The organism is Thalassotalea nanhaiensis, from assembly GCF_031583575.1.
Lineage (GTDB): Bacteria > Pseudomonadota > Gammaproteobacteria > Enterobacterales > Alteromonadaceae > Thalassotalea_A > Thalassotalea_A nanhaiensis.
Genome location: NZ_CP134146.1, coordinates 3,542,612 through 3,568,901 on the forward strand (window position 1 = coordinate 3,542,612; position 26,290 = coordinate 3,568,901).

22 protein-coding genes are annotated in these 26,290 nt (G+C 38.8%); 16 read left to right on the top strand and 6 right to left on the bottom strand.

Annotated features, from left to right (window positions below):
- Position 1: 1 nt before the first annotated feature.
- The 5 genes from RI845_RS15350 (at position 2) to RI845_RS15370 (ending at position 4,810) form a co-directional block, all read left to right on the top strand.
- On the top strand, positions 2–745 hold the full coding sequence (locus RI845_RS15350; RefSeq protein ID WP_348387048.1) for a heme ABC transporter permease: 744 nt from the start codon (positions 2–4) through the stop codon (positions 743–745).
- Positions 745–954 carry a heme exporter protein CcmD gene (gene ccmD / locus RI845_RS15355; protein ID WP_348387049.1) on the top strand — a complete coding sequence of 70 codons (210 nt, stop codon included), beginning with the start codon at positions 745–747 and terminating at the stop codon, positions 952–954. Before RI845_RS15350 ends, ccmD begins: the two co-directional genes overlap by 1 nt.
- Position 955: 1 nt before the next feature.
- Positions 956–1,423 carry a cytochrome c maturation protein CcmE gene (gene ccmE / locus RI845_RS15360; RefSeq protein WP_348387050.1) on the top strand — a complete coding sequence of 156 codons (468 nt, stop codon included), beginning with the start codon at positions 956–958 and terminating at the stop codon, positions 1,421–1,423.
- A 459-nt stretch (positions 1,424–1,882) separates the two neighbouring features.
- Entirely contained in the window at positions 1,883–4,492 is a 2,610-nt protein-coding gene (locus RI845_RS15365; RefSeq protein WP_348387051.1) for a TonB-dependent receptor, read from the top strand.
- Between the two features lie 78 nt (positions 4,493–4,570).
- Positions 4,571–4,810: a hypothetical protein gene (locus tag RI845_RS15370; RefSeq protein WP_348387052.1), complete on the top strand. Its 240-nt coding sequence runs from the start codon at positions 4,571–4,573 to the stop codon at positions 4,808–4,810.
- Here the strand turns inward: RI845_RS15370 and RI845_RS15375 are convergent.
- From RI845_RS15375 to RI845_RS15390, 4 genes are all read right to left on the bottom strand, one after another.
- A complete protein-coding gene (locus tag RI845_RS15375; RefSeq protein WP_348387053.1) occupies positions 4,807–5,526 on the bottom strand; it encodes a response regulator transcription factor in 720 nt (239 codons plus the stop codon). The genes RI845_RS15370 and RI845_RS15375 overlap by 4 nt on opposite strands.
- A gap of 380 nt (positions 5,527–5,906) precedes the next feature.
- Positions 5,907–7,685: an acyl-CoA dehydrogenase C-terminal domain-containing protein gene (locus RI845_RS15380; protein ID WP_348387054.1), complete on the bottom strand. Its 1,779-nt coding sequence runs from the start codon at positions 7,683–7,685 to the stop codon at positions 5,907–5,909.
- 227 nt (positions 7,686–7,912) lie between these two features.
- Entirely contained in the window at positions 7,913–9,562 is a 1,650-nt protein-coding gene (locus tag RI845_RS15385) for an FMN-binding glutamate synthase family protein (RefSeq protein ID WP_348387055.1), read from the bottom strand.
- A gap of 110 nt (positions 9,563–9,672) precedes the next feature.
- The gene (locus RI845_RS15390) at positions 9,673–11,055 is read right to left on the bottom strand and encodes a PhoH family protein (RefSeq protein ID WP_348387056.1); all 1,383 of its coding nucleotides are present in this window, start codon (positions 11,053–11,055) and stop codon (positions 9,673–9,675) included.
- A 382-nt stretch (positions 11,056–11,437) separates the two neighbouring features.
- Here RI845_RS15390 and rapA point away from each other — a divergent pair, with 382 nt between their 5' ends.
- Both rapA and RI845_RS15400 read left to right on the top strand, forming a co-directional pair.
- Positions 11,438–14,347, top strand: coding sequence for an RNA polymerase-associated protein RapA (rapA, locus tag RI845_RS15395; RefSeq protein ID WP_348387057.1), 2,910 nt, complete (start codon positions 11,438–11,440; stop codon positions 14,345–14,347).
- A gap of 20 nt (positions 14,348–14,367) precedes the next feature.
- Entirely contained in the window at positions 14,368–15,036 is a 669-nt protein-coding gene (locus RI845_RS15400; RefSeq protein ID WP_348387058.1) for a pseudouridine synthase, read from the top strand.
- A 6-nt stretch (positions 15,037–15,042) separates the two neighbouring features.
- Here the strand turns inward: RI845_RS15400 and glnE are convergent, their stop codons facing one another.
- Positions 15,043–17,904, bottom strand: coding sequence for a bifunctional [glutamate--ammonia ligase]-adenylyl-L-tyrosine phosphorylase/[glutamate--ammonia-ligase] adenylyltransferase (gene glnE, locus RI845_RS15405; RefSeq protein WP_348387059.1), 2,862 nt, complete (start codon positions 17,902–17,904; stop codon positions 15,043–15,045).
- Between the two features lie 173 nt (positions 17,905–18,077).
- Here glnE and RI845_RS15410 point away from each other — a divergent pair, with 173 nt between their 5' ends.
- From RI845_RS15410 to RI845_RS15440, 7 genes are all read left to right on the top strand, one after another.
- Positions 18,078–19,058, top strand: a complete 981-nt coding sequence (locus RI845_RS15410; RefSeq protein ID WP_348387060.1) for a hypothetical protein — start codon at positions 18,078–18,080, stop codon at positions 19,056–19,058.
- Between the two features lie 14 nt (positions 19,059–19,072).
- Positions 19,073–19,975: a DUF350 domain-containing protein gene (locus RI845_RS15415; RefSeq protein WP_348387061.1), complete on the top strand. Its 903-nt coding sequence runs from the start codon at positions 19,073–19,075 to the stop codon at positions 19,973–19,975.
- 116 nt (positions 19,976–20,091) lie between these two features.
- Positions 20,092–20,505 (top strand): YjfI family protein, encoded by a 414-nt coding sequence (locus RI845_RS15420; protein WP_348387062.1) that lies wholly within the window; start codon positions 20,092–20,094, stop codon positions 20,503–20,505.
- A gap of 58 nt (positions 20,506–20,563) precedes the next feature.
- On the top strand, positions 20,564–21,253 hold the full coding sequence (locus RI845_RS15425) for a PspA/IM30 family protein (protein WP_348387063.1): 690 nt from the start codon (positions 20,564–20,566) through the stop codon (positions 21,251–21,253).
- Between the two features lie 79 nt (positions 21,254–21,332).
- The gene (locus RI845_RS15430; protein ID WP_348387064.1) at positions 21,333–21,974 is read left to right on the top strand and encodes a hypothetical protein; all 642 of its coding nucleotides are present in this window, start codon (positions 21,333–21,335) and stop codon (positions 21,972–21,974) included.
- 1 nt (position 21,975) lies between these two features.
- Positions 21,976–22,299, top strand: coding sequence for a hypothetical protein (locus RI845_RS15435; RefSeq protein ID WP_348387065.1), 324 nt, complete (start codon positions 21,976–21,978; stop codon positions 22,297–22,299).
- A 95-nt stretch (positions 22,300–22,394) separates the two neighbouring features.
- Positions 22,395–22,859, top strand: a complete 465-nt coding sequence (locus tag RI845_RS15440) for a potassium channel family protein (RefSeq protein ID WP_348387066.1) — start codon at positions 22,395–22,397, stop codon at positions 22,857–22,859.
- 34 nt (positions 22,860–22,893) lie between these two features.
- Here RI845_RS15440 and RI845_RS15445 read toward each other — a convergent pair whose 3' ends face one another.
- Positions 22,894–24,399: a CYTH domain-containing protein gene (locus tag RI845_RS15445; RefSeq protein ID WP_348387067.1), complete on the bottom strand. Its 1,506-nt coding sequence runs from the start codon at positions 24,397–24,399 to the stop codon at positions 22,894–22,896.
- 218 nt (positions 24,400–24,617) lie between these two features.
- On the opposite strand from RI845_RS15445, the gene RI845_RS15450 reads away from it, so the two are divergent.
- Positions 24,618–25,211, top strand: a complete 594-nt coding sequence (locus tag RI845_RS15450) for a TIGR04211 family SH3 domain-containing protein (protein ID WP_348387068.1) — start codon at positions 24,618–24,620, stop codon at positions 25,209–25,211.
- A gap of 6 nt (positions 25,212–25,217) precedes the next feature.
- Positions 25,218–26,285 (top strand): CDP-glycerol glycerophosphotransferase family protein, encoded by a 1,068-nt coding sequence (locus RI845_RS15455; RefSeq protein ID WP_348387069.1) that lies wholly within the window; start codon positions 25,218–25,220, stop codon positions 26,283–26,285.
- Positions 26,286–26,290 lie beyond the last annotated feature (5 nt).

The window sequence follows — 26,290 nt, forward strand, 5'->3', positions numbered from 1 at the left end:
AATGTGGAAATGGCTTCACCCATATGCAAACCCTGAAAGATCCTATCATTTTAGCGGTAAACTAATACCTTGGTTTAGCATTATTAGTGGTTTATTACTGATAATAGGACTAACAATCGGCTTGGCATTTTCACCAGCGGATTATCAACAAGGCGAAAGTGTTCGTATCTTTTATTTGCATGTTCCTGCGGCAATGCTGTCGATGGGCATTTATTTAGGTATGGCGATAGCTGCGCTTTGTGCGTTAGTTTGGCAATTAAAGTTGGCCGAAACTTCAATAGCAGCGCTGGCGCCAATTGGCGCAACCTTTACCGCTATCGCATTACTTACCGGTGCGGCATGGGGAAAACCAATGTGGGGCACATGGTGGATTTGGGATGCAAGATTAACATCTGAATTAATATTATTATTTTTATATCTTGGCGTTATTGCTTTGCAAAATGCTTTTGAAGATAAATCGTTAGCCGGCAAAGCAGCCAGTGTCTTAGCGTTAGTTGGTGTTATAAACTTACCAATCATTCATTACTCAGTGGAGTGGTGGAATACATTACATCAAGGCGCAACCGTATCAAAACTTGAGAAGCCTTCAATGTCTACAGATATGTTAATTCCGTTTGCAATTAGCTTTTTTGGTTTTGCATTTTTAGTGGCTAGTTTAGCCTGTATAAGATTTAGAGCCGAAATAATTGCCCGCAACTCAATGCGACCTTGGGTCAAAGCTTTGGTTAATGGAGAAAGCAAATAATGGTTTTTAATTCTTTTGCCGAATTCTTAAATATGGGCGGTTATGGATTTTACATATGGCTGTCTTATGGTTTTACAGCATTATTACTAATAGTTTTAACCTTTAATAGTGTTAAAATGGAAACTCAAATTATTAAACAAATTAAACAACGATTAAAACGGGAAGCTAAACTTAAACAAGCAGCCCAACGTCGTAAAGAAGGTATGTAGTATGAACCCTCGTCGTAAAAAGAGACTCACTATTGTAACAAGCATCGTTGCCGGTGTAGCAATTGTTGCAGGTTTTACATTGTATGCACTAAGTCAGAACATTGATTTATTTTACACGCCATCAGAAATAGTCAACGGCAAAGAAGACAGCGGCATTAAACCTGTTGTGGGCCAACGCATTCGTGTGGGCGGTTTAGTTGTTGCCGGCACAGTTGAACGTGACAATGAAAGCTTGCATGTCGAGTTTAAGCTTATTGATACTGGACCGATGATCACAGTGACCTATGACGGAATATTACCTGACCTATTTCGTGAAGGTCAGGGTATTGTCGCGCAAGGTATTCTAACGACCCCTACGACGTTAGAGGCTAGTGAAGTATTAGCCAAGCATGACGAAGAATACATGCCAAAAGAAATCGCAGAAGCGGTTGGAAAGAACCACAGCAAACCAACATACGATAAAAACTAACTACTATGTTATTTAAAAAAGCCCGTAAAACTTCGGTTTTACGGGCTTTTTTCTTTACAAAATGTAAAATCCCGCCAATTAAGTGTTGCAAGTTTGCAACAGCACTACTGTTACATTACAAACTGCAACATCTTCCAAAATAAACCAACACTCATTTAACCCCTTGTATTTATTGAATTAAATCAATAGTCACGAAAACATCAACTTGTAACAGATTGTTCATGTGCAATAAATATTTTTGATAATTAATAATAATTACCTAGTTACATTAAATATTAAGCACTTACAAAACAGATACTTACCAACAAAAACAAGCATGATTAACATGCACTTAACAGACCTTGCGCAACTGTTACACCCCATTCTATTCAATAACACTTTCACCATAAGATGTGACCAAGTCGTAACGAGCACATACAAAAAATAAGCTCAACACTAAACTTTCCCCAGGAGTTATATATGTTTAAGAAAAATTCAATCGCATCGGCGATTATGTTTAGCGCAACTGCTTCAACAGCAATGTTTGCTGTTAATGCAAAAGCAGAAGTTACAGAACAAGACGTTGCTGATGTAGAACGTATCGAAGTAACCGGTTCACGTATTAAACGTGCCGATATGGAAACTGCCAGCCCAGTAACAATTATTGGTGCCAAAGAAATCTTAGCGTCAGGTGCTACGTCAATTGACCAAGTATTACAAAAAACAACTGCTGCAAGTGGTGCTATGACCAACCCAGGAATTAACAACGGGTCAGGTGGTAACGCTAGCATTAACCTTCGTGGTTTAGGTTCACAACGTACCTTAGTACTTGTAAACGGTCGTCGTATGATCAACTCAGGTACAGGTGCAGCGTCAACTGTAGATTTGAACTCTATCCCTGTATCAATGATCCAACGTGTTGAAGTTCTTAAAGATGGTGCTTCTGCGGTTTACGGTTCAGATGCTGTAGCCGGTGTTGTAAACATTATCCTTAAGAAAGACTTTGAAGGTTTTGAAATCAACACTAAAGGTGGAATTTCAGGCGAAGGCGATGCGGAAGAAGTAAGCATTGACTTAACTATGGGTACTTCATTCGACAAAGGTAACATTGTATTAGGTATTCAATACATGGACCGTGGTGAAGCGAGCATGGCTGACCGTGACGCAACTAAGTGTGATTACACTGAAGTAACTGGCCCAGACGGTAAACCACAAAAAGTTTGTGGTGGTTCAAGCTACACACCAAATGGCCACATTTGGTCAGGTGATAAGAGTCTACAAGGTAACCCAGATGGTTCTTGGCATGAGTTCAGCAACGATGATAAGTACAACTACAACCCAGTAAGTTACTTATACACACCAATGAAGAAGTTAAACATCACAGGTTTAGGTACTTATGAGATGTCTGACACAACAACATTCTTCGCTGAAACTATGTACGCTAAGCGTTGGTCAGAGCAACAAATGGCACCACAACCAGTATGGTTTGATTTTGAATACACTGAAGAGATGGGTGATTCATTATTAGAGCACGGTATTAACTACGGTGATGATATCTCTTACGGTCGCCGTATGACAGATACAGGTCCTCGTGAGTTCTCTCAAACAGTTGATACTGTACGTGTTGTTGCTGGTCTTGAAGGTGAGTTCGACAACGGTTGGACTTGGGACACAGCGATTAACTTTGGTCGTAACGATTCAGTTGATGAGTTAGCTAACTTACACAACATGGGTCAAATTCAAATGGATATTGAAGAAGGTAACTTCAATCCATTAGATCAAGACGCATGGTCACAAGAAAACCTTGCGGGTTATGTTTACACTGAAGTAAACAGTGGTGGTAGTGAGATGTTAGTTTTATCTGCATCATTAGCCGGTGAAGCGTTTGAACTTCCAGCAGGTTATGTAGGTTTTGCTGCGGGTGTTGAAACTCGTACTGAAAAAGCATGGTTCACTCCAGATTCATTAACTTCACAAGGTATGGCAAACGACCCTAAAGTTGAGCCAACAGCTGGTGAGTACGATGTAAACGAAGCATTTTTAGAAGTTGCTATTCCAGTATTGTCAGATGCTCCTTTAGCTGAGCATGTTGAAATTAGTGCTGCGGTACGTGCATTTGATTACAGCACATTTGGTAGCGATTCTACTTGGAAATTAGGTTTAACTTGGAAACTTAACGAACAGTTAATGTTCCGCTCTGTAGCGTCAACGGCTTTCCGTGCGCCATCAGTTGATGAGTTATACGGTGGTGCTTCACCATCATTTGATAAAGTTGTTCACGAAGCAACTGATCAAGACCAAGCAGAAGTAACTGTTGGTGGTAACGAAAACTTAACGCCTGAAGAAGCCGATACGTTCACTGTTGGTATTGTATATGAGCCATCTTGGTTAGACGGTTTCTCTGTAACAGCCGATTACTACCAAATCGACATTACTAATGCGATCACTAAAGTTGACTCACAGTATGTTGCTGACCAATGTTTAGGTGCTGACGGTTCATTAATCAATACCGACACTGCACTTTGTCAATCATCAAACATCGCCATTGATAATTCAGGTCGTATTAGCTTCGACAATGGATTACAAAATATCGGTGCAGAAAATACATCTGGTGTTGACTTAAACTTTGCATACAACTTTGAAGCATTAGGTTTAGACTGGAGAACTGGTTTAGATACTACGTTCTTAAATGAGTACGAAATCGAAGCAACTGGTGAAGCAGTAGATTACGCAGGTATGATCACTGGTGGTATTGGCTCATACGCTGAAATCAAATCAAACTTATCAGTTAATGTAAGTGGTTCTGATTGGGATGCTGGCTACAAGCTACGTTACATTTCAGGTATGGACAGCGCATCTTGTGTTGATGACCCATCAGCTTGTTATGCACCGACAACACCAAGTGTTGTTTACCATGACGTAACTGGTGCTTACCACTTCAACGAGACTGTAACGTTCTCTGGTGGTATCAACAACGTACTTGATAAAGAAGCGCCTTACTACACAGGTAATAACGACGCAAACACTGACCCGTACACGTACGACACATTAGGTCGCTACTTCTTTGCAAGAGCAACTGTTAAGTTCTAATCAACGATTAGAATGACAAACTTAAGCGATGGCTTCGGCCATCGCTTTATTATTTAAATAACGGCTAAGGCCAAAATCATGATGTTTTTCAAAAAGATCAAGCAAGAAGAAAGCAAGCGTTTTAATACGGCGCCTTACTCTTATGCGATATCTTTATTTTTAATGCTGTTTGGTTTAACGGTATGTACTTGGACAATTTGTGAAGTGTTATTCATAACACAAACTGCACCTAGCTATAGTATGGCGAGTATCATTTCTTTAATTATTAGTTTGCTGATCCTCATTACATTAGATAATGAAGCGAGTAAAAATATTTAGTCATTGGCAGACAATAAATAGCCTTTACCCCAAATTGTTTTAATTTCAGTTTGTGCAACACCTTGGTTAATTAGTTTATCACGTAACCTTGATAAACGAACATCAACCGAACGCTCTGAGCCATCATACTCACGACCCAACAGCAATTTATAAATATCATCTCGAGTTAGTACTTTGCCTGCATTGAACATGAGCAAAGACAATAATTCAAATTCAAAAACACTTAATGAAATTTCATCACCATTGACTTCACACTTCTGCTCGCTTGGTGTCACAGATATTTCACCAACGGTAAGCTTTTGGCGACTACTACCTTGCTTACGATCTTTGGTTCTTCTTAGCAGTGCATCAATATTCGCAGAGATAAGCTGAGGACTTGCCGGTTTTACCAGATATGCATCACCGCCAACATTAAATGCGGCTAGATGCTCAGCCTCACTATTATTGGAAGTTAAAAACAGAATAGGCCCACTATAAGTAGCCCGTAGTTCGTGGCAAACTTTATACCCATCTTTTCCTGGTAAGCCTACATCAAGAATAACCAAATCAGGTTGAATTTTTATTTGGCTTCTAGCAGCATGATCGCCCCTGAACACTTGATGAACAACGTGCGCGGAGTTTTCTAAATATGATTTAAGCAAAGATGATAAAACCTTATCATCTTCAACAATCATAATTGTTGAAAATTCACTAACTGTGTTTGCTGCATTATTCATAAATAAATGTTCGACCTAATAAACCAAAATTGTACAGGTTAAAAATCAACCTATTACAGTATAGACCTGATGGTAATAGAATTTATTCAAAAATACTGTTCTTAATTGTAACCTGAATGTTAATCGTGAAATATTCTAAGCTCTATACTCGTCAGGAGGTCCCACATCTCGCTAGTGCTCGTGATGGGATGACGGGGTTAATTGTTTCTTAGTTATGCTCTGATATGAGTCGACTTATTTGCCATGATTTACATGGATGTAATGAATGCCGTGTTTATAGGATGTGAAGGAACGGTCCATGGCAAGTCGACATTCCATCGTCCCTGATGTAAAAAAAGCACCCGAAGGTGCTTTTATAAGAAGTAATAAGCTATTGTTATTTAGAACAAATCGTCTTCAATGTTGTATAAATGCTCTGCGCCACTTAACGCTGTTGCAGCTAATGAAATACGACGTGGTAATAAACGGGCAAAGTAATGACGAGCTGTTAAGACTTTACTCTTGTAAAAATCATCACTGTCAGCTTTATCTAATGAAGCTTCCGCCATTTTTGCCCACATATATGCAAGAGCAGTGTAACCAAATACATGTAGATAATCAGTCGCCGCAGAGCCTAATTCATTTTGATCATTTGCCGCAGCAGCCAATATACCTGCAGTCAATGTTTCTAAATCGTCAATTGCTGCCGTTAACGGTGCAATAAATTCAGCCATTTCAGCAGATGATGTAGCACTGATGTATTCACGAACTTCTTCAACAAAAATATTCATGAATTGACCTTTATTAGCCGCAACTTTACGACCAATTAAGTCCATCGCCTGGATGCCATTAGTACCTTCATAGATTTGTGCGATTCGAGTATCGCGTACTAGCTGCTCTTGTCCCCACTCACGAATAAAGCCATGCCCACCAAATACTTGCTGACCGGCAATGGTATTTTCTAAACCAATATCAGTGAAGAAAGCTTTTGCTAAAGGTGTCATTAATGCCGTTAACGCATCGCCTTTTTGTTGTACTTCACCGGTCGCGTATTTACTTAAATCTAACTGCATAGAAATGTAAGTTGCTAATGCACGATTACCTTCATTTAAGGCCTTCATGTTTAATAGCATGCGACGAACATCTGCATGTACCATGATAGAGTCTGCTGCTTTATCTGGGTTTTTAACACCAGTTGCGCTTCGACCTTGAATACGATCTTTTGCGTATTCTAGTGCATTTTGGTAAGAGCGCTCACCAGCACCTAAACCTTGGATACCTACACCAATACGTTCATAGTTCATCATAGTGAACATGCACGCTAAACCTTTATTTATTTCACCAACTAAGTAACCTTCAGCGCCATCAAAGTTAATCACACAAGTAGATGAAGCATGGATACCCATTTTGTGTTCAATTGAACCACAAGTTACATTATTTGCTTCACCAAGTGACTCATCTTCATTGACTTTAAATTTAGGTACTACAAATAAAGAAATACCACGAGCACCAGCTGGTGCATCAGGCAGCTTAGCTAATACTAAATGTACAATGTTTTCTGTCAGGTCGTGCTCACCACCGGTGATAAATATTTTACTACCAGTAATGTTATAAGAGCCACTGTCATTCGCGACTGCCTTAGTACGAATAATACCAAGATCTGTACCTGCATGCGCTTCTGTTAAACACATAGAACCAGCCCATTCGCCAGAATACATACGTGTTAAGTAACGTTGCTTTAATTCTTCGCTACCGTGTTTAACTAACGATAAACCAGCACCTGCGGTTAAACCTGGGTATAGTGAAAATGAAATATCGCCAGCACATAACATCTCTTCATGTAATGCGGTCAGCATTTTTGGCATGCCCATTCCGCCGTACTCAGGATCACCACCCAACGCAGTCCAGCCACCTTCAGCATAGGTCTTAAAAGCTTCTTTATAACCCGGTGCAGTTGTTACTACACCATTGTCAAAGCTCACACCAACTTCATCGCCTTCACGAGATAAAGGTGCAATAACTTGTTCAGCAATCTTTGCACACTCTTGCAAAATGGCATCGGCCGTTTCTTTATCTACAGATTCTGCTAATGCAGGAATGTCTTGCCATAACTGTTCCGCTTTGAATACATCAAACAAAACAAAGTTCATATCTCTTAACGGTACTTTATATTCAGCCACGTTGCTCTCCGGTATAATTTAGTTGGTTATTGCTAGTATCGTTGGGAAGAATTAGGTTTTCATAAAGCCAATTCAAACTAACAATTAAAACACTTGTTTGAATCATGCAATATATTTTAAAAAGAGTAAAGGATAAAACTAGGTAATTAGAGAATAATTGTTAAAAAAGAATGAAAAAAATCCTTTTCAGACTGATTATTCTCTGCAATTCGTTGCAACATCAAAGTTCAACCTTGACGTTTAATTCTAAGCTCTGCAGGTGATAGAACATATATATCATCGGCAAAAAAATGATCACTGTTTGCTTGTAACCACCATTCCTTCCACGGTGACTGCAGTTTTTCTTCTGATAACAAATTACCTTGCTCAAGCGGTCCAACTAAACTGCCGGTTGACATTAATAAGCCGTAGGGAGTTCTACGTTTTAGCATTTGCGGCATCAATTTAGCTGGATCATCAAGCCCCATGCTGCCTACTAATTCAAAAAAGCTTTCTAGGGTATTGTGATGGAAGTTTTTAACTCGCTCACTTTTTTCAGCAATATTTATTGCCTTACTTCTTACCGGATCTTGAGTGGCGATACCAGTAGGACAGGCATTGGTATTACAATGACGTGTTTGAATACAACCGATTGACATCATCATAGTACGAGCGGCATTTACAGTATCGGCGCCTAAAGCAATTTTTGATAATAAATCAAAACTTGATGCAGTAATGCCAGAGCCAATAATTTTGATGTTTTCTCTCATGCCAATACCAATTAATGCATTATGAACAAAGCCGACACCTTCAAGGCATGCCATTCCTAATCGATTACTAAACTCTATCGGCGCTGCCCCCGTGCCACCTTCTGAACCGTCTACCGTGATAAAATCTGGGCTTATTCCCGTTTCAATCATCGCCTTACACAAGCCGAGAAACTCAACAGGGTTACCTACACAAAGTTTAAAACCGATAGGTTTGCCGCCGCTTAACTCTCGTAATTTCACCACAAAATTTAATAGTGCTTTTGGTGTTGTACATTCGGGGTTTATTGCAGGGGAGACACAATCTTTATCTTTAGGTATTTGCCTGATCTGGGCAATTTCATCGGTAATTTTAGCCGTAGGTAATACCCCGCCGTGACCAGGTTTCGCACCCTGTGACAGTTTAATTTCAATCATTTTAATTTGCGATTTCGTCGCCATTTTTGCAAAACTATCACCATCAAAGTTTCCATCCTTATCACGGCATCCAAAAAAACCTGAGCCAATTTGCCAGACGATGTCACCACCATGTTTTAAATGATATGGGCTTGCACCACCTTCACCGGTATTGTGAAAACAACCGGCTTTCAATGCCCCTAAATTTAACGCCTCTATTGCATTTGCGCTTAATGAGCCAAAGCTCATCGCTGAGATATTTAGATACGACGCGTTATACGGCAGAGAACACTCTGGGCCACCAAAGCAAACCTGTTTTGCGGAATCGACAACCTCTGTAGGGTGCATAGAGTGCCAGAGACTAAGATAATTTTCTTCAAGGACGTTTCTTTGCGTACCAAATGCAATGGTATCTCTTACATTCTTCGCGCGTTGATAAACCAAAGATCGTTGTTCACGATTGAACGGCCTTTCTTCGGTATCATTGGCGATAAAGTATTGTTGGATTTCTACCCGGTATGACTCAAGAAAATATCGAATGTAAGCAACTACAGGATATAAGCGATTTAACGTGTGCTTACTATAATTGATATCATAATAGCCAATAACGGTATAACTGAGCGTTAGAACTAAAAAGATTGTTGGAATGTGTGAAGAAGAGGTAAGGAAAAAATAAACCGATAAAATATTACCAACGCTTGCTATTAGCCAATAGCACTTTTGCATTATAGTCATACAACCGCTCTTTTATTAATAAGTGTTCTTTAATTATGTTCACAACCAAAAAAAACTCCACTTTAAGTGGAGTTTTTATTTATGACAATCAAACAATTATAAGGCTAAAGTTATAAGTTCTCTTCGGCAAACTGTGCTAATGAACTTCTTACAACACCATTTAAATTAACCGTAGTACTGCCCGGAAAATCTTTAAATCGTTCAACAATAAAGGTTAAACCTGAGGTAAGAGCAGTTAGATAGTTACTATCAATTTGCGCTAGGTTACCAGAACAAACCAGCTTAGTGCCTTCACCACAACGAGTAATAATAGTTTTTAGTTGTGCTGCGGTTAAATTTTGACATTCATCGAGCAATACAATGGCGTTTTGAATGCTTCGACCGCGCATAAAGTTAACGGACTTGAACTGAATATTAGCTTTTTCCATGATGTAGTTCATGCTGCCACTCATACTCTCGTCTTGTTTATGTAACACTTCTAAAGAGTCGGTAATCGCGGCCAACCAAGGCGCCATTTTCTCTTCTTCTGTACCCGGTAAAAAGCCTATAGACTCAGCAATTTCTGGGGTAGAACGCGTTACAATAACCTTATCATAAACGCCTCTTTCAACAACCATTTCTAATGCTGAAGCTAAGGCCAATAAGGTTTTACCACAACCTGCTGGTCCGGTTAAAATAACTAAATCAATATCAGGATCGAGTAGCGCGTCCATCGCCATGCCTTGATAGATATTTTTCGGGTGTATCCCCCAGGCATTACGGCCCATTAGGCGTTCATAACCTAAATCCATAACGGACATTTTGTCATCATCGACGCCAATAATTTTGCCAGCAAAAGTTTCGTCTTCATCAATCAAGTATTCATTAATATAGGCAGCAGGGATTAATGACTTATCCATCATATGTTGTGTATAGCGGCCATCAGTTTCACTTTCGCAATTCGTTACTTGCTGCCAAAAGTCGCCAGAAAATTTATGGTAACCCTTAGTTAAAAACTTAATATCATCAACGAGTTGGTCAGTGCGGTAATCTTCAACAAATGCAAGCCCGGCACCTTTCGCTTTCAAGCGCATATTAATGTCTTTAGTAACCAGCACAACACGCATATCTGCGCGATTTTCTTGCAGGTATAGAGCGGTATTAATGATACGATTATCATTTTCATTGTCGGACAGCGAGCCTGCTTTTTGCTCTAAATTAAAGTCATTAAAGATGGCTAATGTGCCGGGTTCGGTTTGAGTTTCAATTTGGTTGGGTAAGGGTACGCCGGCTAATACTTCTTCAGGACTGGCATCCCTTAATGTATCTTCAAGTGCTCTTATAGCAACTCGAGCATCGCGGCTTACGTCTTTGTTTCTATCTTTTATACTATCGAGTTCTTCCAAGACAGTCATTGGGATCACGACTTCGTGTTCTTGGAACGATAAAAATGCAAATGGTTCGTGGAGAAGAATATTGGTGTCTAAAACATAGATAGTGCTTTCATCATTCATAATTTGTCCTACAGCTGGCTATTGTTTCAACTGAGCATTGTTGCGTAAGATTCATTTATTTCAATAACTTACACATAGCATCACTCGCTAAATTTATTGTTGCGCGTCTGTATCATCACTCCTTTTCCAACATATCCTTAAAACCACTTTCGCAGATTATTTACTTTGTTTCAACACTGAATTATGAATATTTTTCATTTAAATCTATCCTTATATAACGAGTACTTTACTCACACTTTTTAACAGTGAATAACTTATTCAATAAATACAGATAAATGGGGTAATTAATTGATGAAATAGCGATGATAAATCGTTAACATAGCGCCCTTTCCAACCCGAGCAAATACTTTTTTGGGTTAGTGTTTTCATTTGGAGTATATTTATGTCATTTTTTCTAGGTCAACGTTGGATCAGCGATACTGAATCAGATCAAGGATTAGGTACCGTAGTTGATTTAGCCGGGAGATTTGTCACTATTTTATTCACCGCGACCGGTGAGTCTCGCCAATATGCCATAAAAGATGCGCCATTAACTCGCGTAGTATTTAACGAAGGTGATGTTGTACCTTCACATGAAGGGTTTTCAATTACCATCAATGAAGTAGTTGAGAATAATAACTTATACACCTACATTGGCCATCGAGTTGACACCAACGAATTGGTCGATCTTAAAGAAATGATGCTTGATCATTTCATTAAATTTAATAAACCTCATGATCGTTTATTGAATGGCCAGTTTGATCGCTTGGATTGGTACCAATTACGTAAGTCGTCACTAAATTTTCAATACCAACAACAGCAATCTGAATTAACCGGATTAACCGGCGGACGAGTAAGTTTAATTCCACACCAATTATACATCGCCGAAGAGGTTGGTAAGCGATTTGCACCAAGAGTATTACTGGCCGATGAAGTAGGGCTTGGTAAAACTATTGAAGCCGGTTTAATACTGCACCAACAGCTCGTTTCTGGACGTGCCAAACGCGCGTTAATTGTTGTTCCAGAATCATTAATGCACCAATGGTTGGTTGAAATGCTGCGTCGTTTCAATTTGAAATTCAGCATTTTTGATGCCGAGCGCTGCCAGCAATATGAAGAGGGCGAAAACCCGTTCAGTAGTGAACAATTGGTATTAGTTAATTTAGACTTTTTAGCAAATAACCCGGATCAATTTGAAAATATTGCTAATGAAGATTGGGACTTAATGATTGTTGATGAAGCACATCACTTGTCATGGTCGCAAGCTACACCATCGATTGAATATCAGTGCATTGAAATTTTAGCAGAGAGTATTCCAGGCGTTTTACTGTTAACGGCCACTCCTGATCAACTTGGTCATGAGAGTCACTTTGCGCGCTTACGTCTGCTCGATCCGGACAGATTTTATAACTACAGTGAATTTATTAAAGAAGAAGAGCAATATGGCGCAGTTGCCGATGCCGCTAATTCAATATTATCGGGTGATAATTTAAATAGTGCTCAACAACAAACTCTGACCACGTTATTAAGTGAGTCGGATGTAAGCAGTGCGATTAAAACGCTAAGCAATGATGGTGATGATGACCTTAAACAAGCGGCACGCAAACAGTTACTTTCGCAATTGCTTGATCGCCATGGTACCGGCCGAATTTTATTTAGAAACTCTCGTAATACCATTAAAGGGTTTCCAGAAAGAAAATTATTTGCCACCGAATTAGAACTCCCAGAGCAATACCATCAGTGCTTGCAAGAATATATTTGCAGTGACGATGATGAGAGTTTAATCGAGAGCGCTGTAAGTAAAAACATCTTCACTCCTGAAGCCTTGTTCCATTTAAATCATCAAGAGCAAGAATGGATAGACTTTGATCCGAGAGTAGAATTCTTAATTGATTTACTCAATGAAAATCGCCAACAAAAAGTATTAGTGATTTGTGCTCATGCGCAAACTGCAAAAGATTTAGAGCAAGCGTTACGTGTTAAAGAAGGTATTCGCGCGGCAGTATTTCATGAAGGTATGAGTATTTTTGAACGCGATAAAGCCGCCGCCTACTTTGCTCAGGAAGAAGATAGCGCACAAGTACTGTTATGTTCTGAAATTGGTTCTGAAGGACGAAACTTCCAATTTGCTCATCATTTAGTACTGTTTGATTTGCCTCGTAACCCTGACTTATTAGAACAACGTATTGGCCGTTTAGACCGAATTGGTCAAACTGAAACAATATGCTTGCATGTGCCCTACTTTGCTAATTCACCGCAAGCGCTGCTGCTTAATTGGTATCACCATGGTCTGAATGCATTTGAGCATACTTGTGTTACCGCAAGAGCTGTATACGACGAGTTTGGTACAGCGATGATGCAAACTGCTCTGCAAGGATTATGGCAAGAAGATGCTATTAGCAACATTATTAATGCTTCACATGAACTGCATTTGAAAATTAAAGCTGATTTAGAGTCTGGCCGTGACAAGTTACTTGAGCTGAATTCTTCGGGCCAAGGAAAAGCCGAACAGCTGGTGCTTGATATTGACAAGCTCGATAACCAACACGAATTAGCACAGTACATGTTTTCTGTGTTTGATGTATTTGGTTTAGAGCAAGACGATAAAGCCGATAATGCGATTGCCTTACAACCGAGCGAACATATGCTTAGCGCAAACTTCCCGTGTTTACCTGAAGATGGTGCAACAATTACGTTTGACCGCCAATCGGCACTAAGTAATGAAGATTATCAAATGCTGACTTGGGATCACCCTATGGTACGTGGCTCTATGGATTTGATCTTAAGTGATGAGATTGGTAATGCCAGCATCGGTATTTTAAAAAATCCTGCAATTCCAGTGGGCACATTCTTCATTGAGAACATTTTTACCCTTGAAGCGATGGCACCAAGTCAATTGCAATTAGGCCGTTATTTACCAACCACACCGGTTCGTATCCTGTTAGATAAAAACGGCAATAATTTATCAGATAAAGTTGGTGAGAGTGTGTTAGATAATCAGCTGTCACCCGTGAAAAAGCAAACTGGTTTGCAATTGGTTAAGGCCCTTAAGGGACAAATTCCAAATCTTGTTGAAAAAGCAGAAGGCTTTAGCCAACAAAAGATAAATGATATTCAACAAAAAGCATTGGCTGCGATGAACACGGCCTTAGACGAAGAGCACCAAAGACTTACAGCGTTGGCAAAAATAAACCCGAACATTCGCCAATCTGAGCTTGATTTTATTCGTCATCAGCAAACCGAATTAACTCACTTTATCAGCAATGCGCAATTAAAATTTGAAGCGATTCGTTTAATTGTTGTTAGTCATTAGAATATAAGAAGTATCTAAACATGAGCGCCAACCCTGATTTTATTTATGAGCCGCCAATGGATCCTTATCTTGATATTATTTATCAGGATGAGGATATTGTGGTATTAAATAAACAAAGTGATTTATTGTCTGTAACGGGCCGTTTGCCTGAGCATCAAGATTGCTTACAAACACGTGTTTGCCGTGTATTCCCAACCGCCACCATAGTGCACCGTTTAGATATGGCCACATCTGGCATTATTATCATGGCACTTAATAAGCCAAGTCATGTCGCTATCAGCAGACAATTTGAACAGCGTCAAACTGAAAAGTATTATATCGCCAGAGTACTTGGTCACATTAAAGAGCCTACAGGTGAAATAACCCTACCATTAATATGTGACTGGCCTAATAGGCCAATGCAAATGGTGTGTTATGAGCGAGGTAAGCAAGCACAAACTCACTATCAGGTATTAAGTCAGGATGAACACACTACCTTGGTAAAATTAAAGCCGGTAACCGGCAGGACTCATCAATTAAGAGTACATATGCGCGAGCTTGGCCACCCTATCATTGGTGACCGATTATATGCACCAATTGAAGCAACAGAAGGTAGAGAGCGAATGTGTTTACACTCGCAATTTTACGCAATATTTCACCCAAGAACCGGTGAAAGAATTGAATTTAATGCCGACTGCCCTTTTACATAGGCCTTTCTAATAAAGGTGTTTTTTCCAAATTTTACTTACTTGCTCACGCTCTTTAAGTAATTGATCGTCGGCCATTTGAACCGGTAAATTTTGCAATACCAAAGCATGGCCGCTATCTCTTAATTCGCAGTAAGTCGACACTAGCAGTGTTTCATCTTCAGTGCTGATCAACTGCTGCTGTCTCAGTAACTCAAAGATCCTGACATTATCAGGAAAAGTCGTTAATTGTGGGACTTGGTGACTGTTATTTAGCACTAAAAACTGTGCTAAAAATTCAATATCAGCCATCCCACCAACACTTTGTTTAATATCAACAAAATTATTAGAGCTGCTGTCTAAATGATCTCTCATGCGGGTTCGCATTTTAATAACATCTTCTCGTAGCGAATCTGAATTCCGCTTACGAGTTAAAATATTGTGTCTGATTCTGGCAAAGTTTTCGGCAAGTTGCTCTTCACCATAAACAACTCTTGCCCGTACCAGCGCTTGATGCTCCCATGTCCAAGCGTCGGTTTCTTGATAGTGTTCAAACGTATCAATGTGTACCACCATCAAGCCCGAATTACCCGATGGCCGTAGACGCATATCGGCTTCATACAAGGTGCCATTGGCCGTACGAGTATTAAATAAGTGTAGAATTCTTTGCGCCATTTTTAAATAAAAATGGTTCGCACTAATCGATTTTTCGCCATTGGTTTGATCGTCCTTATTACGATTATGAACGAATACTAAATCGAGATCTGATCCATACCCCAGCTCGAAGCCGCCCAGCTTACCATAACCTATCACCGCAAAGCCTTTATCAGTTGTTCCTAAAGTAGAATTTGGCTGACCGTATCTATGTACCATCTGTTGCCAAGCCATATTTACAACGTCACCAATTATCGCCTCTGCAACGGCTGTTAAATGATCGCTCACTTTCATGACCGGCAAAATACCGGTAATGTCTGCAGCAGCAATTTTTAATTGTTTAGACTGTTTAAACTGTCTTAAGCCTTCCATTTGCGCTTCAAGATCATCTTCTGGAATACGCATCATATGTTCATTTAACTGCTGTTTATAATCACTAAGTAAAGGGATGGAATATAATATTTTTGGATCGATCAATTCATCAAGCAATATTGGAAACTTTGATAAATACTCACTTATCCAAGCACTGGCACGACATAGTTTTAGTAGCTGTTTAAACGCAGGAGGGTTTTCATAAAGTAATTCTAGATAGGCCGTTCTGGTAACAATTTTACTTAACACTTGGAGCGTTCTTTCAAGTGTTATTGCGGGCTTTGGCTCGGTCGTTAATTGCTCGATAATTACCGGCATTAGTTTATCAATAACCAAGCGGCCACGATTACCAATACTGCGCTTTTGTATTTCAGCTTTAAAATGAATTAATTGTTTATTAATTTCTTCTGCAGGCCAGTCCGGTTGTAATTTTAATATCCAACTTATCGATTCTGCATCTTCCCAGTTTGCCAACCACAGCGTTACCCAGTGCTGATTGACACTATTGGTTTGTTCATTATCTTCGCCAATAAGTAAACTAAACTCATGATTAACGGCCTGCATATGGTGCTGACACTGTGCTAAATAATCATCCCATTGCTCAAACCCGAGTAAAAGACACAGCCGAGCTTGGTTTTTTTCATCCATTGGCAATTGTTGAGTTTGCTGATCGTTAAACGCTTGAATGGCATTTTCACTGCGCCTTAAAAAGTAATAGGCATCAATAAGTACTTGTTCCGATGTTGCTTCTATACAGTCATGTTTAACCAATAAGCTCAGAGCGGTTAATAGACTGCGTTGTTGCAGTTCAGGGATCCTGCCGCCACGGATCAGCTGAAAAACTTGAGCAATAAATTCAATTTCTCTAATGCCACCTTCGCCCAATTTAATATTGTGCTGTAATTGTCGTCGGCGCGCTTCTTGGGCGATCATAAGTTTCATTCTGCGAAAACTTTCAATTACGCTGAAATCGATATAACGACGGTAAATAAAGGGCCTAAGTAAATCATTGAGTTGTTGCTGATAGGGCGTATCACCGATGATCCTGGCTTTTAGCATCGCATAGCGCTCCCAATCACGCCCCTGATCTTGGTAATAATTCTCCATTGCAGCAAAGCTGAGTACTAAAGGCCCACTGTCACCAAAGGGTCTTAAGCGCATATCGACTCGATATACAAAACCATCTTTTGTCACTTGATCGAGCGCTGAAATTAGCTTTTGCCCTAACCTGGTAAAGTATTGCTGATTGTCAATGCTGCGCCTTGCACCTTGTGTTTGCCCGCTAGAAGGGTAAACAAATATTAAATCTATATCTGATGAAAAATTTAACTCTTTACCGCCGAGTTTACCCATACCGTAAACCAGTAATGGTTGCTCTTCACCTTGAGCATTTTGTGGTTGACCCCAAAGTGTCTTGCAATAGCTTGATAGCCAGTTTAATGCCGCTTCAATAAGTGTATCGGCTAGATGGGACAAATTAGCTAGGGATACTTTTAAATCACATCCCTGGCAAAGATCTGCAACGGACATTGCCATCAAGAATTTATTGCGTATTTGCCTTAATGCTTGGTGCAATTCATCTTCGTTCTTACATTGTTCAATTTGTTCAAATATATAAGACTTGGCATTAATCACTTCGCTAAAGTTAAATGAAGTTTGACAGATAATATCCGTAACCCAGTGTGGTTTGCTAATGAGGCCTTCAGCAACAAAGTCACTCATCGAAAAAGCATGCTTTAATAAGGATATTTGCTCAGCGGTTAATGACTGCAAAACCTCAGGAGCATTTTCAGCAAATCGTGAAAAGTGGGCGCTTTGTTGTTGAAGAAGTATGTCTTGTACACTATTTGAACGTAAACTTGGCACTGTTGAATTCCATAAATGATAAATTTTGCTAACAATTGAAACCTATTGAAACAATTGAAAATAGACATATTATGTCGTTAGTGGTATTAATACCAATTCTCGCTAAGTGGGTAAACCTAAGAGATTTGGTATACACCCTTTACCTTAGCATTTTTGAAGGAAAGAGAGCAGGAATGCAATCAATAAAAATTATATTGCTGATGATAGCCATAACGTTAACTGGTTGTGGCGACCCATATATTGAGCAAGTTAAAGGCCAAACGCCTATTACCGAACAACGCATTGCACAACTTGGCAATGCTCTTGAAAACGGTCAAGTACGTAACGCAAACTTGATCAATCAATACGCAGAAAAAATACTATCCATAAATCCAGATATGGAGCCACTTGTTGAAGAATTTAAAAAAGACGCAACAATTAATGGCCCGATGTATTTGGCATTGTTAGACCGTATACAAACGGTTAAAAGTCAGCCTCAGATGTTTGAGAGTAATCAGGCAGTTTATCAGGAATTGCTTAATATTTATCAAGCTGGTGACCCGGTTTTATATTCAGATGCATTAAGTGACCCATTAAACGTATTAGCGGATATGTCAGCTGGCGCTTTGCCTAGAATTAATTCCGTGAGTAAAGAACAAGGCTTAGCCGCAAATAATGCCCAAGATTTTGGGGTTGGATCGCAGCTAGTGGGTAACCCATCTTATGGTAGCTGGCAAACCGACAGTTCTGGCATGTCGTTTTGGGCTTGGTATGGCATGTACTCAATGATGGGTAATATGTTTGGCGGTAATCGTATTTATTATGATAGTTGGGGCCGAAATAGAGGTTACAGTTATTACAATGACTATGGTCGTAGTCGATACACCTCACCAAGAGATATGCGTAAACAATCGCAGGTTGAAACCAGAACGCGTAAATCATTTGAAAGTAAAGGTCAAAAGTTTACCAGCACTTACAGCAAAAACCGTAAGGGCTCTTCAGGTTTGTCAAAGCAAAGCCAAAATGCACAAAAAACGGCGAGCAAATTTCGTAGTAATGGCTCGAGTAAATCTAAATTTAGTAAAAAATCGAGATACTCAAAACAAGCCACCAAACCGCGTTTTCGTCAAAAAAGAAAATCATTTATATCTCGCGGTTTTAGACGTAGAAGATAATAGGAAAAATACATATGGATAACTTATTAAATTTTGCTGCAATTGATCAGCACATACTCATCATTCTTGCTATCGATATTGGCATTGCAATATTGTTGCTCTCAGCAATGCGCTTTATCGCCGGATTGTCAGCTAAGGTAAATACTACTGACGAACTGGCTAAAGAAGACAACTTTGCCTTTGGCATTAGTGTAGCTGGCTCTGTTGCTGCGTTAGGTATTGTAATGACAGGGGCAATTACCGGTGAACATGCTTCAAGCTATGAAGTAGAAGCTATTGGCATGTTTTCTTATGGTTTATTTGGTCTGATATTGATCAAACTAGGACGTTTAATTCACGATAAAATTGCACTCAATCAACTGGATAAAATGGCCGAGATTAAAAAACGAAATATTTCGGTAGGTATTGTTGACGCTGCTGGCGTTATTGCTACGGCAATCGTTATTCGCGCGGTACTAATTTGGGTTGATGGTTTAGATGTATATACCTTTGTCGCTATAGGCAGCGGCTTTGTCGTATCGCAGGTGATATTGGTGCTGGTTACTCGCATTCGTGAAGTGCATTTTGCTAAAAATAACCAAAAGGACTGTATGCAAGAGGCGTTAACTGACGGTCAAATAGCTTTGGCGATTCGTTACAGCGGTCAAATAATCTCAACAGCGCTTGCTGTTACAGCCGCCAGCTACTTTTTAATTTATACGCCAGAAACCATTGTTGAAAACTTAATGGGTTGGTTAGTATTTGGCTTGATAATGACTGTGGTTGTATCGGTACTAACATCAATTGCCAAGCGCATCGTTTTATGGGGAATTAATATGGCAGAGGAAGTAGACCAACAACATAATGTTGGTGTTGCCAGTGTTGAAATGGCGGTAAGTATTTCTATCGCATTAATTTTAACTGCCTTAATGTTATAGAAGATAATAAATTACACCTTGACATATTATGTCAACATGCTAAATTTACATTACTCGACATAATATGTCAGACAATATTAACTGTCTGACTTTTGTCTTGATTAAAAAGGATAACCATGAACATTCATAAAATAGCTGATCATCTAAATGCATTAGCTGACCAATCGGCAACTGGATTAATGTTTGATTGCCAACCTATTTCAGGTGACGTTGATGTTTTACAAATAACCATCACCGATCGTGAAGAGTTACCAATTTTTGTTTCAGTTACTGATGATCAAATTCTTTGTATTACCTATCTATGGGCAGAAACGGAAGTAAAAAGCAATAAACGCGTAGACATGTTAGAAGCAATGCTTGAAATGAGTATACCGATGCCATTGTCATCATTTTCGAAAATAGGCGATAAATATGTCATTTTCGGCGCACTTTCAATTGGCTCTTCATTTAATGATATTGAACATGAATTAGCCGTGCTTAGTAATAATGCAATTGAAGTAATTGACGATATGGATGAATTTTTAGTTTAAACGCAGATGCGATAAACAAAAATCTATCAATATCCAGTACAGAATTAATGGAGTACTTATGAGTATTTTTAAGAAAATTATGACCGCGATTCGCGGCGGTGCAACTGAAATGGGTGAAGGCATAGTTGATGCCAACGCTACCCGTATTTTTGAACAAGAAATTCGTGATGCAGAGAATCATTTAACTAAAGCTAAACGCGACCTGACTGCGGTTATGGCACAACAAATGGCTTCAAGCCGTGATGTTGATAAAGTAAAGCGAGATATCGCCGAGCACGAAGGCTACGTAGCGCAAGCGTTAGAAAAAAACAATGAGGCTTTAGCTCTACAAGTTGCAGAAAAAATTGCAAGCTTAGAAAACGAATTAACAACCGGCCAACAAGCATTAGATAGTTTTAGTGCTAACGCTGATAGATTGAAAGATCTGGTTAAAAAAGGTGAGCGTCAGGTAACTGAGTATAAACGCCAACTTTCTATGGTTAAAACCACCGATAGCGTGCAAAAAGCGACATCAGCAATAACGGATAATTTTTCATCAAGCAGTTCAAAATTGCTGAACGCAAAAGACTCGCTTGAACGCATTAAAGCAAAACAACAAAAATTTGATGACCAACTAAAAGCCGCAGAAGTACTTGATGCTGAAAACTCTGACAACTCGTTAGAAGCACAACTTAAAGCCGCTGGAATTGGTAGCCAAGACAATAGTGCAAACTCTGTACTTGAACGTATTAAAGCGAAACAAAAATAGTAACGTTTCTATAAATAAAACGTGTACAGGCATCAGTGATCTGATGCCTGCTAAATTACTCTAAATTTACTGGTGGCAGATGAGCTTTTTTAAAAAGCTGTTTAATAAAGACAGCAATACACAACGTCAATTAAACCAACCCCAAGATCTAATGATTAACGATATCATTATTTTTTCTGACAGCTTTGCCCTACCGGAAAACCTGCGCAATAGTCAATTTCAAGTCGCGCATATTAATACTCATGAATTTGAGCATAGTCAAATTACTGAATGGCAACTCGATGGCTCCGCCAACCAGCAGATTTATTTAAGCCTTGAACAAGGTCAACAGCAATACTTGAAACTTACCATGAAAATTGCTGATGGTTGTATAGAAGAATTGTTTAACCTTGATGAATTTTCTGAAATATTCGACGCCCCTGGTAATGCATTGTTAAGCAGAATTGCTGAGACATCACCAACACTTGGATGGACGAGCGAGCAATATCAACAAACTACCTTTGCGCAAATGGGTTACTTTCATCGTCAAGATCATCGCACTAATAAACCGTCAGAATTTGAAGGTGAAGACTCGGGCGAAGTATTTGAATTTTATAGCTTACGCGGTGTTGATGATCAATACTCTATTGACATTCAAATATGGCAAGATGGCGACACCGATGTATTTTTGAATTTATACCGCCCAACATCCGATATCAAAGAATATTATCCAGGAAGCTAAGATGACGACTAGGAAAGTACCTGACAAATGGCAATCAAATGTAAACGCAGTTAAAGCTGTACAAGTTGCATTTGATATGGATGAAAAAGTACAGAAAGAAATACGAAAAGCGGCAGTTGAAGCTAGCCTAAGTCCTTCAGATCAAATCAGAATGATATTAGGGCTACCAGTTCATAAAAAACCTAAACGTCCTCGTTTAACAGTGTCTCTTAGCGGTGAAGACTATCAAGTATTAGGTGAAAAGTACGGTATAGAGCCCACGCAACAATTGGAAATAAAACGCAAATTAATGGATGAATTAATCGACTTTGTTAATAACAGTTAAATTTAACGTTAATTGATTACAACTCGTTACTACATTATTCAGCGAATGAGAGTAGAATGGCTGAGTATTCGTCTGTTTAGAGAGTGTCAATTTCTATGCTAGTTTTTATCCGCAAAGTACGTTTTTATAAAGTCGATGAATTCGGCGTTAAGAATTATCACAACAGTTACCTTATTGCTATGGCCTTTGTCATGCTATACGCAATTATGTTCTTATTTTCTGGTGCATTATTACATTTCGAAAGCGCTTATAGCGACGCCAACATCACCACATTTTATGAAGCCTTTTGGACATTACAAATGACTGCTAGCACGATTGGCTATGGCGATTTTCATCCGGTATCAACGGGCGGCAAAGTCATAGCAACGTTAACGTTTTATATCGGCTTCGGTTTAGTAGGTTTTATTGTTACCAAGGTAGTAGGCTCGTTTATTGGTTTTTCAAATACCGATGTAAGGAACCGAGAATTACGTAAGCAAAATGCTGAAATTATTGAGCGTAATAAAATGCTTGAGAGAAAAGTAGACTCGTTAGTAAAAGTGTTAGAAAAAATCAGCTAAACGTATCGTTAGCTGATTTAGCTTTTCAAGTGGGCTATTTTAGCCAGTAAGGTTGTAAATTTAACGCCGCGGCTTTGCAATGCTCTAAAGCACATAACAAGTTTTCAACTTTGTCATCTAACCAACAAATAAGTTTTTGTGGAACCTCTTCACTACTCTGCTGTAAATGGTCTTTTAACAGAGTTAATGTTTCTAGTTCATCAATTCCTAAATGAATGTCCAACCAAGGACCTCTAAAGTCCATTCGTTTATCTACATTGTACAAGCCACCAAACCAACTACCGGTTAGTAAACTTCTAATGATTAAATGATGCTTTTCAATATATTCATCAACGGTTAAAGGCTTATCATGATGAATGGCTTTATCTAACGTGCCCAAATTTAACGATAACCAACTAGGCGCGAGATCTAGAAGTTCGGTTTCATGCTGTTTTTCTTCTAAATCATTAACAATAAATTCAAGCATACTTAATTGTAATAAATTAAACGCCTCACTATGCAGTAATATACCCATTTGCTCGAAGTCGATTAACTGATGTTTTTCATTTTTTAGTTCAGCTAACAGGTTTTTACTGTACTCAATTTTTTTCCGGTAATTGCCTTTCTTAGTGGTTAATTCGCGAATTTGGCGGGCTGGTTCAACCCAAACTAATTCAGCTAAAATCGTTTTAATTTGGCTACGAATAGGATCAGCTTTATCGCAAGGCAAATAGTCTTGATATAACCACAAGCCATGCCTTGCTAATGCCAAAGAATCTGAAATATCTTTCAACACCTGCAAATTCGGCTTAGCGACAAATTGACTTACTAACTGCTGCAATTGCGTTAAACATTCACTAAAACCAGCTTTAAATGATTCAGCGATGGTCATGTCATTGTCAATTGCTAACACGGTACTGCCGCTGCTGATATGCGACTCTGTTTGGCCAAAAACTAAACCATAGCCTCTTGCTGCTTTGCTCAGCGTTCCTGGTCGCATTTCTAAAACAGAAATCAACGAATGCGCAAGAGTAAAAATAGAATTAGCATTACCACTAACTAACTCTAATTCTATTTCATTAATAAGTTCACTGCTTTGACTTGAGCGCACTTCACCTTGATCAAATGCCAGTTCAATTTGACTTTTATCAGGCATGGTGATCAACCATGTCATGCGGGTAAAATTAGTATCAAATAACGGCGTTAATTGTTCTTGCACTGATGTAACATCAAAGTCGGTAGGCCATATTTCGTGACTAAATAATGCTAAGTTAACATCAGCAGAATCTAAAGCAATGTTGTATTCAGGTCGCTGATGTAACCCGCCCACAGTAACGCCAGCCGTTTTAATCGTTTGTTCAATCTCCCCCTTATTATTTTGCCGAATACGCAGGCCAATATCTGCCTTTCTAAGAGCTAAATTTGGCGTATCAAAATAACAGTTAGCGAGAGTTTTAGTTTCGCAAGAAAACGGAAGTTTTAATTGGTTTAAAAGGTTAGTAATAACAGCAGGTATATCGTCACCTAAAACTAAATATTTCAGTTCTATTTCAGTGTCCATTAAAGTTTGTATGCATTCTTATATTTTAGTTAGTGGATTGTTAACCATACAAAAGCTTAAACTTGCTTTCAATCAAAAAATGTACAATTTTACAATTACCGCAATATATTTATAAATTAAATCAAAAAATAAGCACAGATACAGTGAGTTAATCTTGCTATCCCTTGCACAAACACCTAATATTTAATGCAAATAATTACCGTATTTAGAAGTCAGTAATGAACACTATTCAAAAAATAATCAGCCTATTGATCCTTACAATTTCTTGCTCAGTAACAGCACAAGAAAGCGCTGAAAATAAAACAGGTTTCATCAGTGATGACTTGTTTATTTATTTTCACTCAGGCCCAGGTACTCAATATCGAATTTTAGGTAGCATTAACGCTGGCGAAGAAGTGCAATTGCTCGGCGCTGTTGAAAACGAGTATCAACAAGTTCAAGATGCACAAAACCGCACCGGCTGGGTGGATGCTAAATATATTTCTGCGACACCAGGTTTACGAGTTGTGCTTGCAGAGCTTAATGAAGAATTGGCAGATAAGACCGCACAACTTGGTAACTTGCAAAGCAAAATGAGTGAAACCAATAAACAACTCAATGCGTTAAAACAACAAAACCAACAAATAACAAAAGAAAATCAAGAAATCAGTCAAAAATTTGAACAAGCCAGCAGCGAGTTGGATGAAAAAGATTTAGATTTAAAACTCACTTGGTTTACTTATGGCGCAGGCGTTCTAGTATTGGGTTTGATCCTTGGATTGATATTGCCACGATTTGCCAGTCGTAAAAGTAGCTATTCATCTTGGGGATAAACGTAGATGAATATTTTTTTTGATACCAAGCAACTTTATTTTATTCCTCAATACTTGCCCGTATACCGTGAGTTGGAAAAGCGTGGTCACAAGGTTACGTTAGCAATTTACCCAAGTACCCATGATAATATAATCGAAGATATCGCTAAAAAAGAAAATTTAAACATTATCTGGGTTAAAAACAATGAGGAATCATTAAACGCATACAAAGAAGGCAAAGCAGATTGGGTATTCTTTGGCAACCGCTGTAAATTTTTAGATGAGTTACATTCGTTTGCTAAATCTATTCAACTAGGCCATGGCGTAGGTCCTAAAACGAGTTATTACAGTAAATCAAGCACCAACATGACGGTTAGGTTTGTTGAAGGCGCATATCGTTGTAAAAGACTGTATGAGTTATTTCCCGAAGGTAACTTCTTTGATGTAGGTTTCAGTAAGCTTGACCCTATATTTAATAAAGACCCGTTACCTTTTGATATCGAATCGTTAGGGTTAGATCCGAATAAAAAAACCATTGTTTACGCCCCAACCTTTTACCCAAGTAGTATAGAAAAATTTCATAAAAATTGGCCAGAACATTTTGATAACTTTAATATTCTAATTAAGCCTCATTATTTCTCTATTTCTAAGAAGAAACTGCGCAAACAAAAAAAACTGTTAGAGCATTGGGGAAGTTTTTCAAACACATATTTAGCCAAAACAGAGGACTACTCACTAGTCCCTTTTCTTGCTTTGGGTGACATTTTATTAAGCGATGCGTCTTCAGCGATTATAGAGTTTGCCGCACTGAATAAACCAACAATACTGTGTAAATTCTTAAAGGTGAGGCTAACCTATAGAGGCCCTTTCAGGTATCGCTTTGAACGCAGAATGGATGAAGATTATAAGCTTTATTCTGAAATCGCAGAGCCTGTTGAACACTATAAAGACTTAAAAAACGTTGTTGAGAAACATTTATCAACACCAGAGTTAAAAGAACAACAACGGCTACAATTAACTGAAAAGTTAGTTGGTACAATTGATGGACAAGTTAGTGTCCGTATTACCAATTACCTAGAAAATTATAAAAAATAAAGTAA

Bases quoted from the DNA above. Each gene is read 5' to 3' on its own strand.
- RI845_RS15420 (WP_348387062.1), top strand. From the start codon at position 20,092: ATGAACATTCATAAAATAGCTGATCATCTAAATGCATTAGCTGACCAA.
- RI845_RS15375 (WP_348387053.1), bottom strand. From the start codon at position 5,526: ATGAATAATGCAGCAAACACAGTTAGTGAATTTTCAACAATTATGATT.
- RI845_RS15390 (WP_348387056.1), bottom strand. From the start codon at position 11,055: ATGAATGATGAAAGCACTATCTATGTTTTAGACACCAATATTCTTCTC.
- RI845_RS15425 (WP_348387063.1), top strand. From the start codon at position 20,564: ATGAGTATTTTTAAGAAAATTATGACCGCGATTCGCGGCGGTGCAACT.
- RI845_RS15435 (WP_348387065.1), top strand. From the start codon at position 21,976: ATGACGACTAGGAAAGTACCTGACAAATGGCAATCAAATGTAAACGCA.
- RI845_RS15415 (WP_348387061.1), top strand. From the start codon at position 19,073: ATGGATAACTTATTAAATTTTGCTGCAATTGATCAGCACATACTCATC.
- RI845_RS15455 (WP_348387069.1), top strand. From the start codon at position 25,218: ATGAATATTTTTTTTGATACCAAGCAACTTTATTTTATTCCTCAATAC.
- RI845_RS15365 (WP_348387051.1), top strand. From the start codon at position 1,883: ATGTTTAAGAAAAATTCAATCGCATCGGCGATTATGTTTAGCGCAACT.
- RI845_RS15350 (WP_348387048.1), top strand. From the start codon at position 2: ATGTGGAAATGGCTTCACCCATATGCAAACCCTGAAAGATCCTATCAT.
- RI845_RS15370 (WP_348387052.1), top strand. From the start codon at position 4,571: ATGATGTTTTTCAAAAAGATCAAGCAAGAAGAAAGCAAGCGTTTTAAT.
- RI845_RS15400 (WP_348387058.1), top strand. From the start codon at position 14,368: ATGAGCGCCAACCCTGATTTTATTTATGAGCCGCCAATGGATCCTTAT.
- RI845_RS15445 (WP_348387067.1), bottom strand. From the start codon at position 24,399: ATGGACACTGAAATAGAACTGAAATATTTAGTTTTAGGTGACGATATA.
- RI845_RS15385 (WP_348387055.1), bottom strand. From the start codon at position 9,562: ATGACTATAATGCAAAAGTGCTATTGGCTAATAGCAAGCGTTGGTAAT.
- RI845_RS15450 (WP_348387068.1), top strand. From the start codon at position 24,618: ATGAACACTATTCAAAAAATAATCAGCCTATTGATCCTTACAATTTCT.
- ccmE (WP_348387050.1), top strand. From the start codon at position 956: ATGAACCCTCGTCGTAAAAAGAGACTCACTATTGTAACAAGCATCGTT.
- RI845_RS15410 (WP_348387060.1), top strand. From the start codon at position 18,078: ATGCAATCAATAAAAATTATATTGCTGATGATAGCCATAACGTTAACT.
- ccmD (WP_348387049.1), top strand. From the start codon at position 745: ATGGTTTTTAATTCTTTTGCCGAATTCTTAAATATGGGCGGTTATGGA.
- RI845_RS15430 (WP_348387064.1), top strand. From the start codon at position 21,333: ATGAGCTTTTTTAAAAAGCTGTTTAATAAAGACAGCAATACACAACGT.
- RI845_RS15440 (WP_348387066.1), top strand. From the start codon at position 22,395: ATGCTAGTTTTTATCCGCAAAGTACGTTTTTATAAAGTCGATGAATTC.
- rapA (WP_348387057.1), top strand. From the start codon at position 11,438: ATGTCATTTTTTCTAGGTCAACGTTGGATCAGCGATACTGAATCAGAT.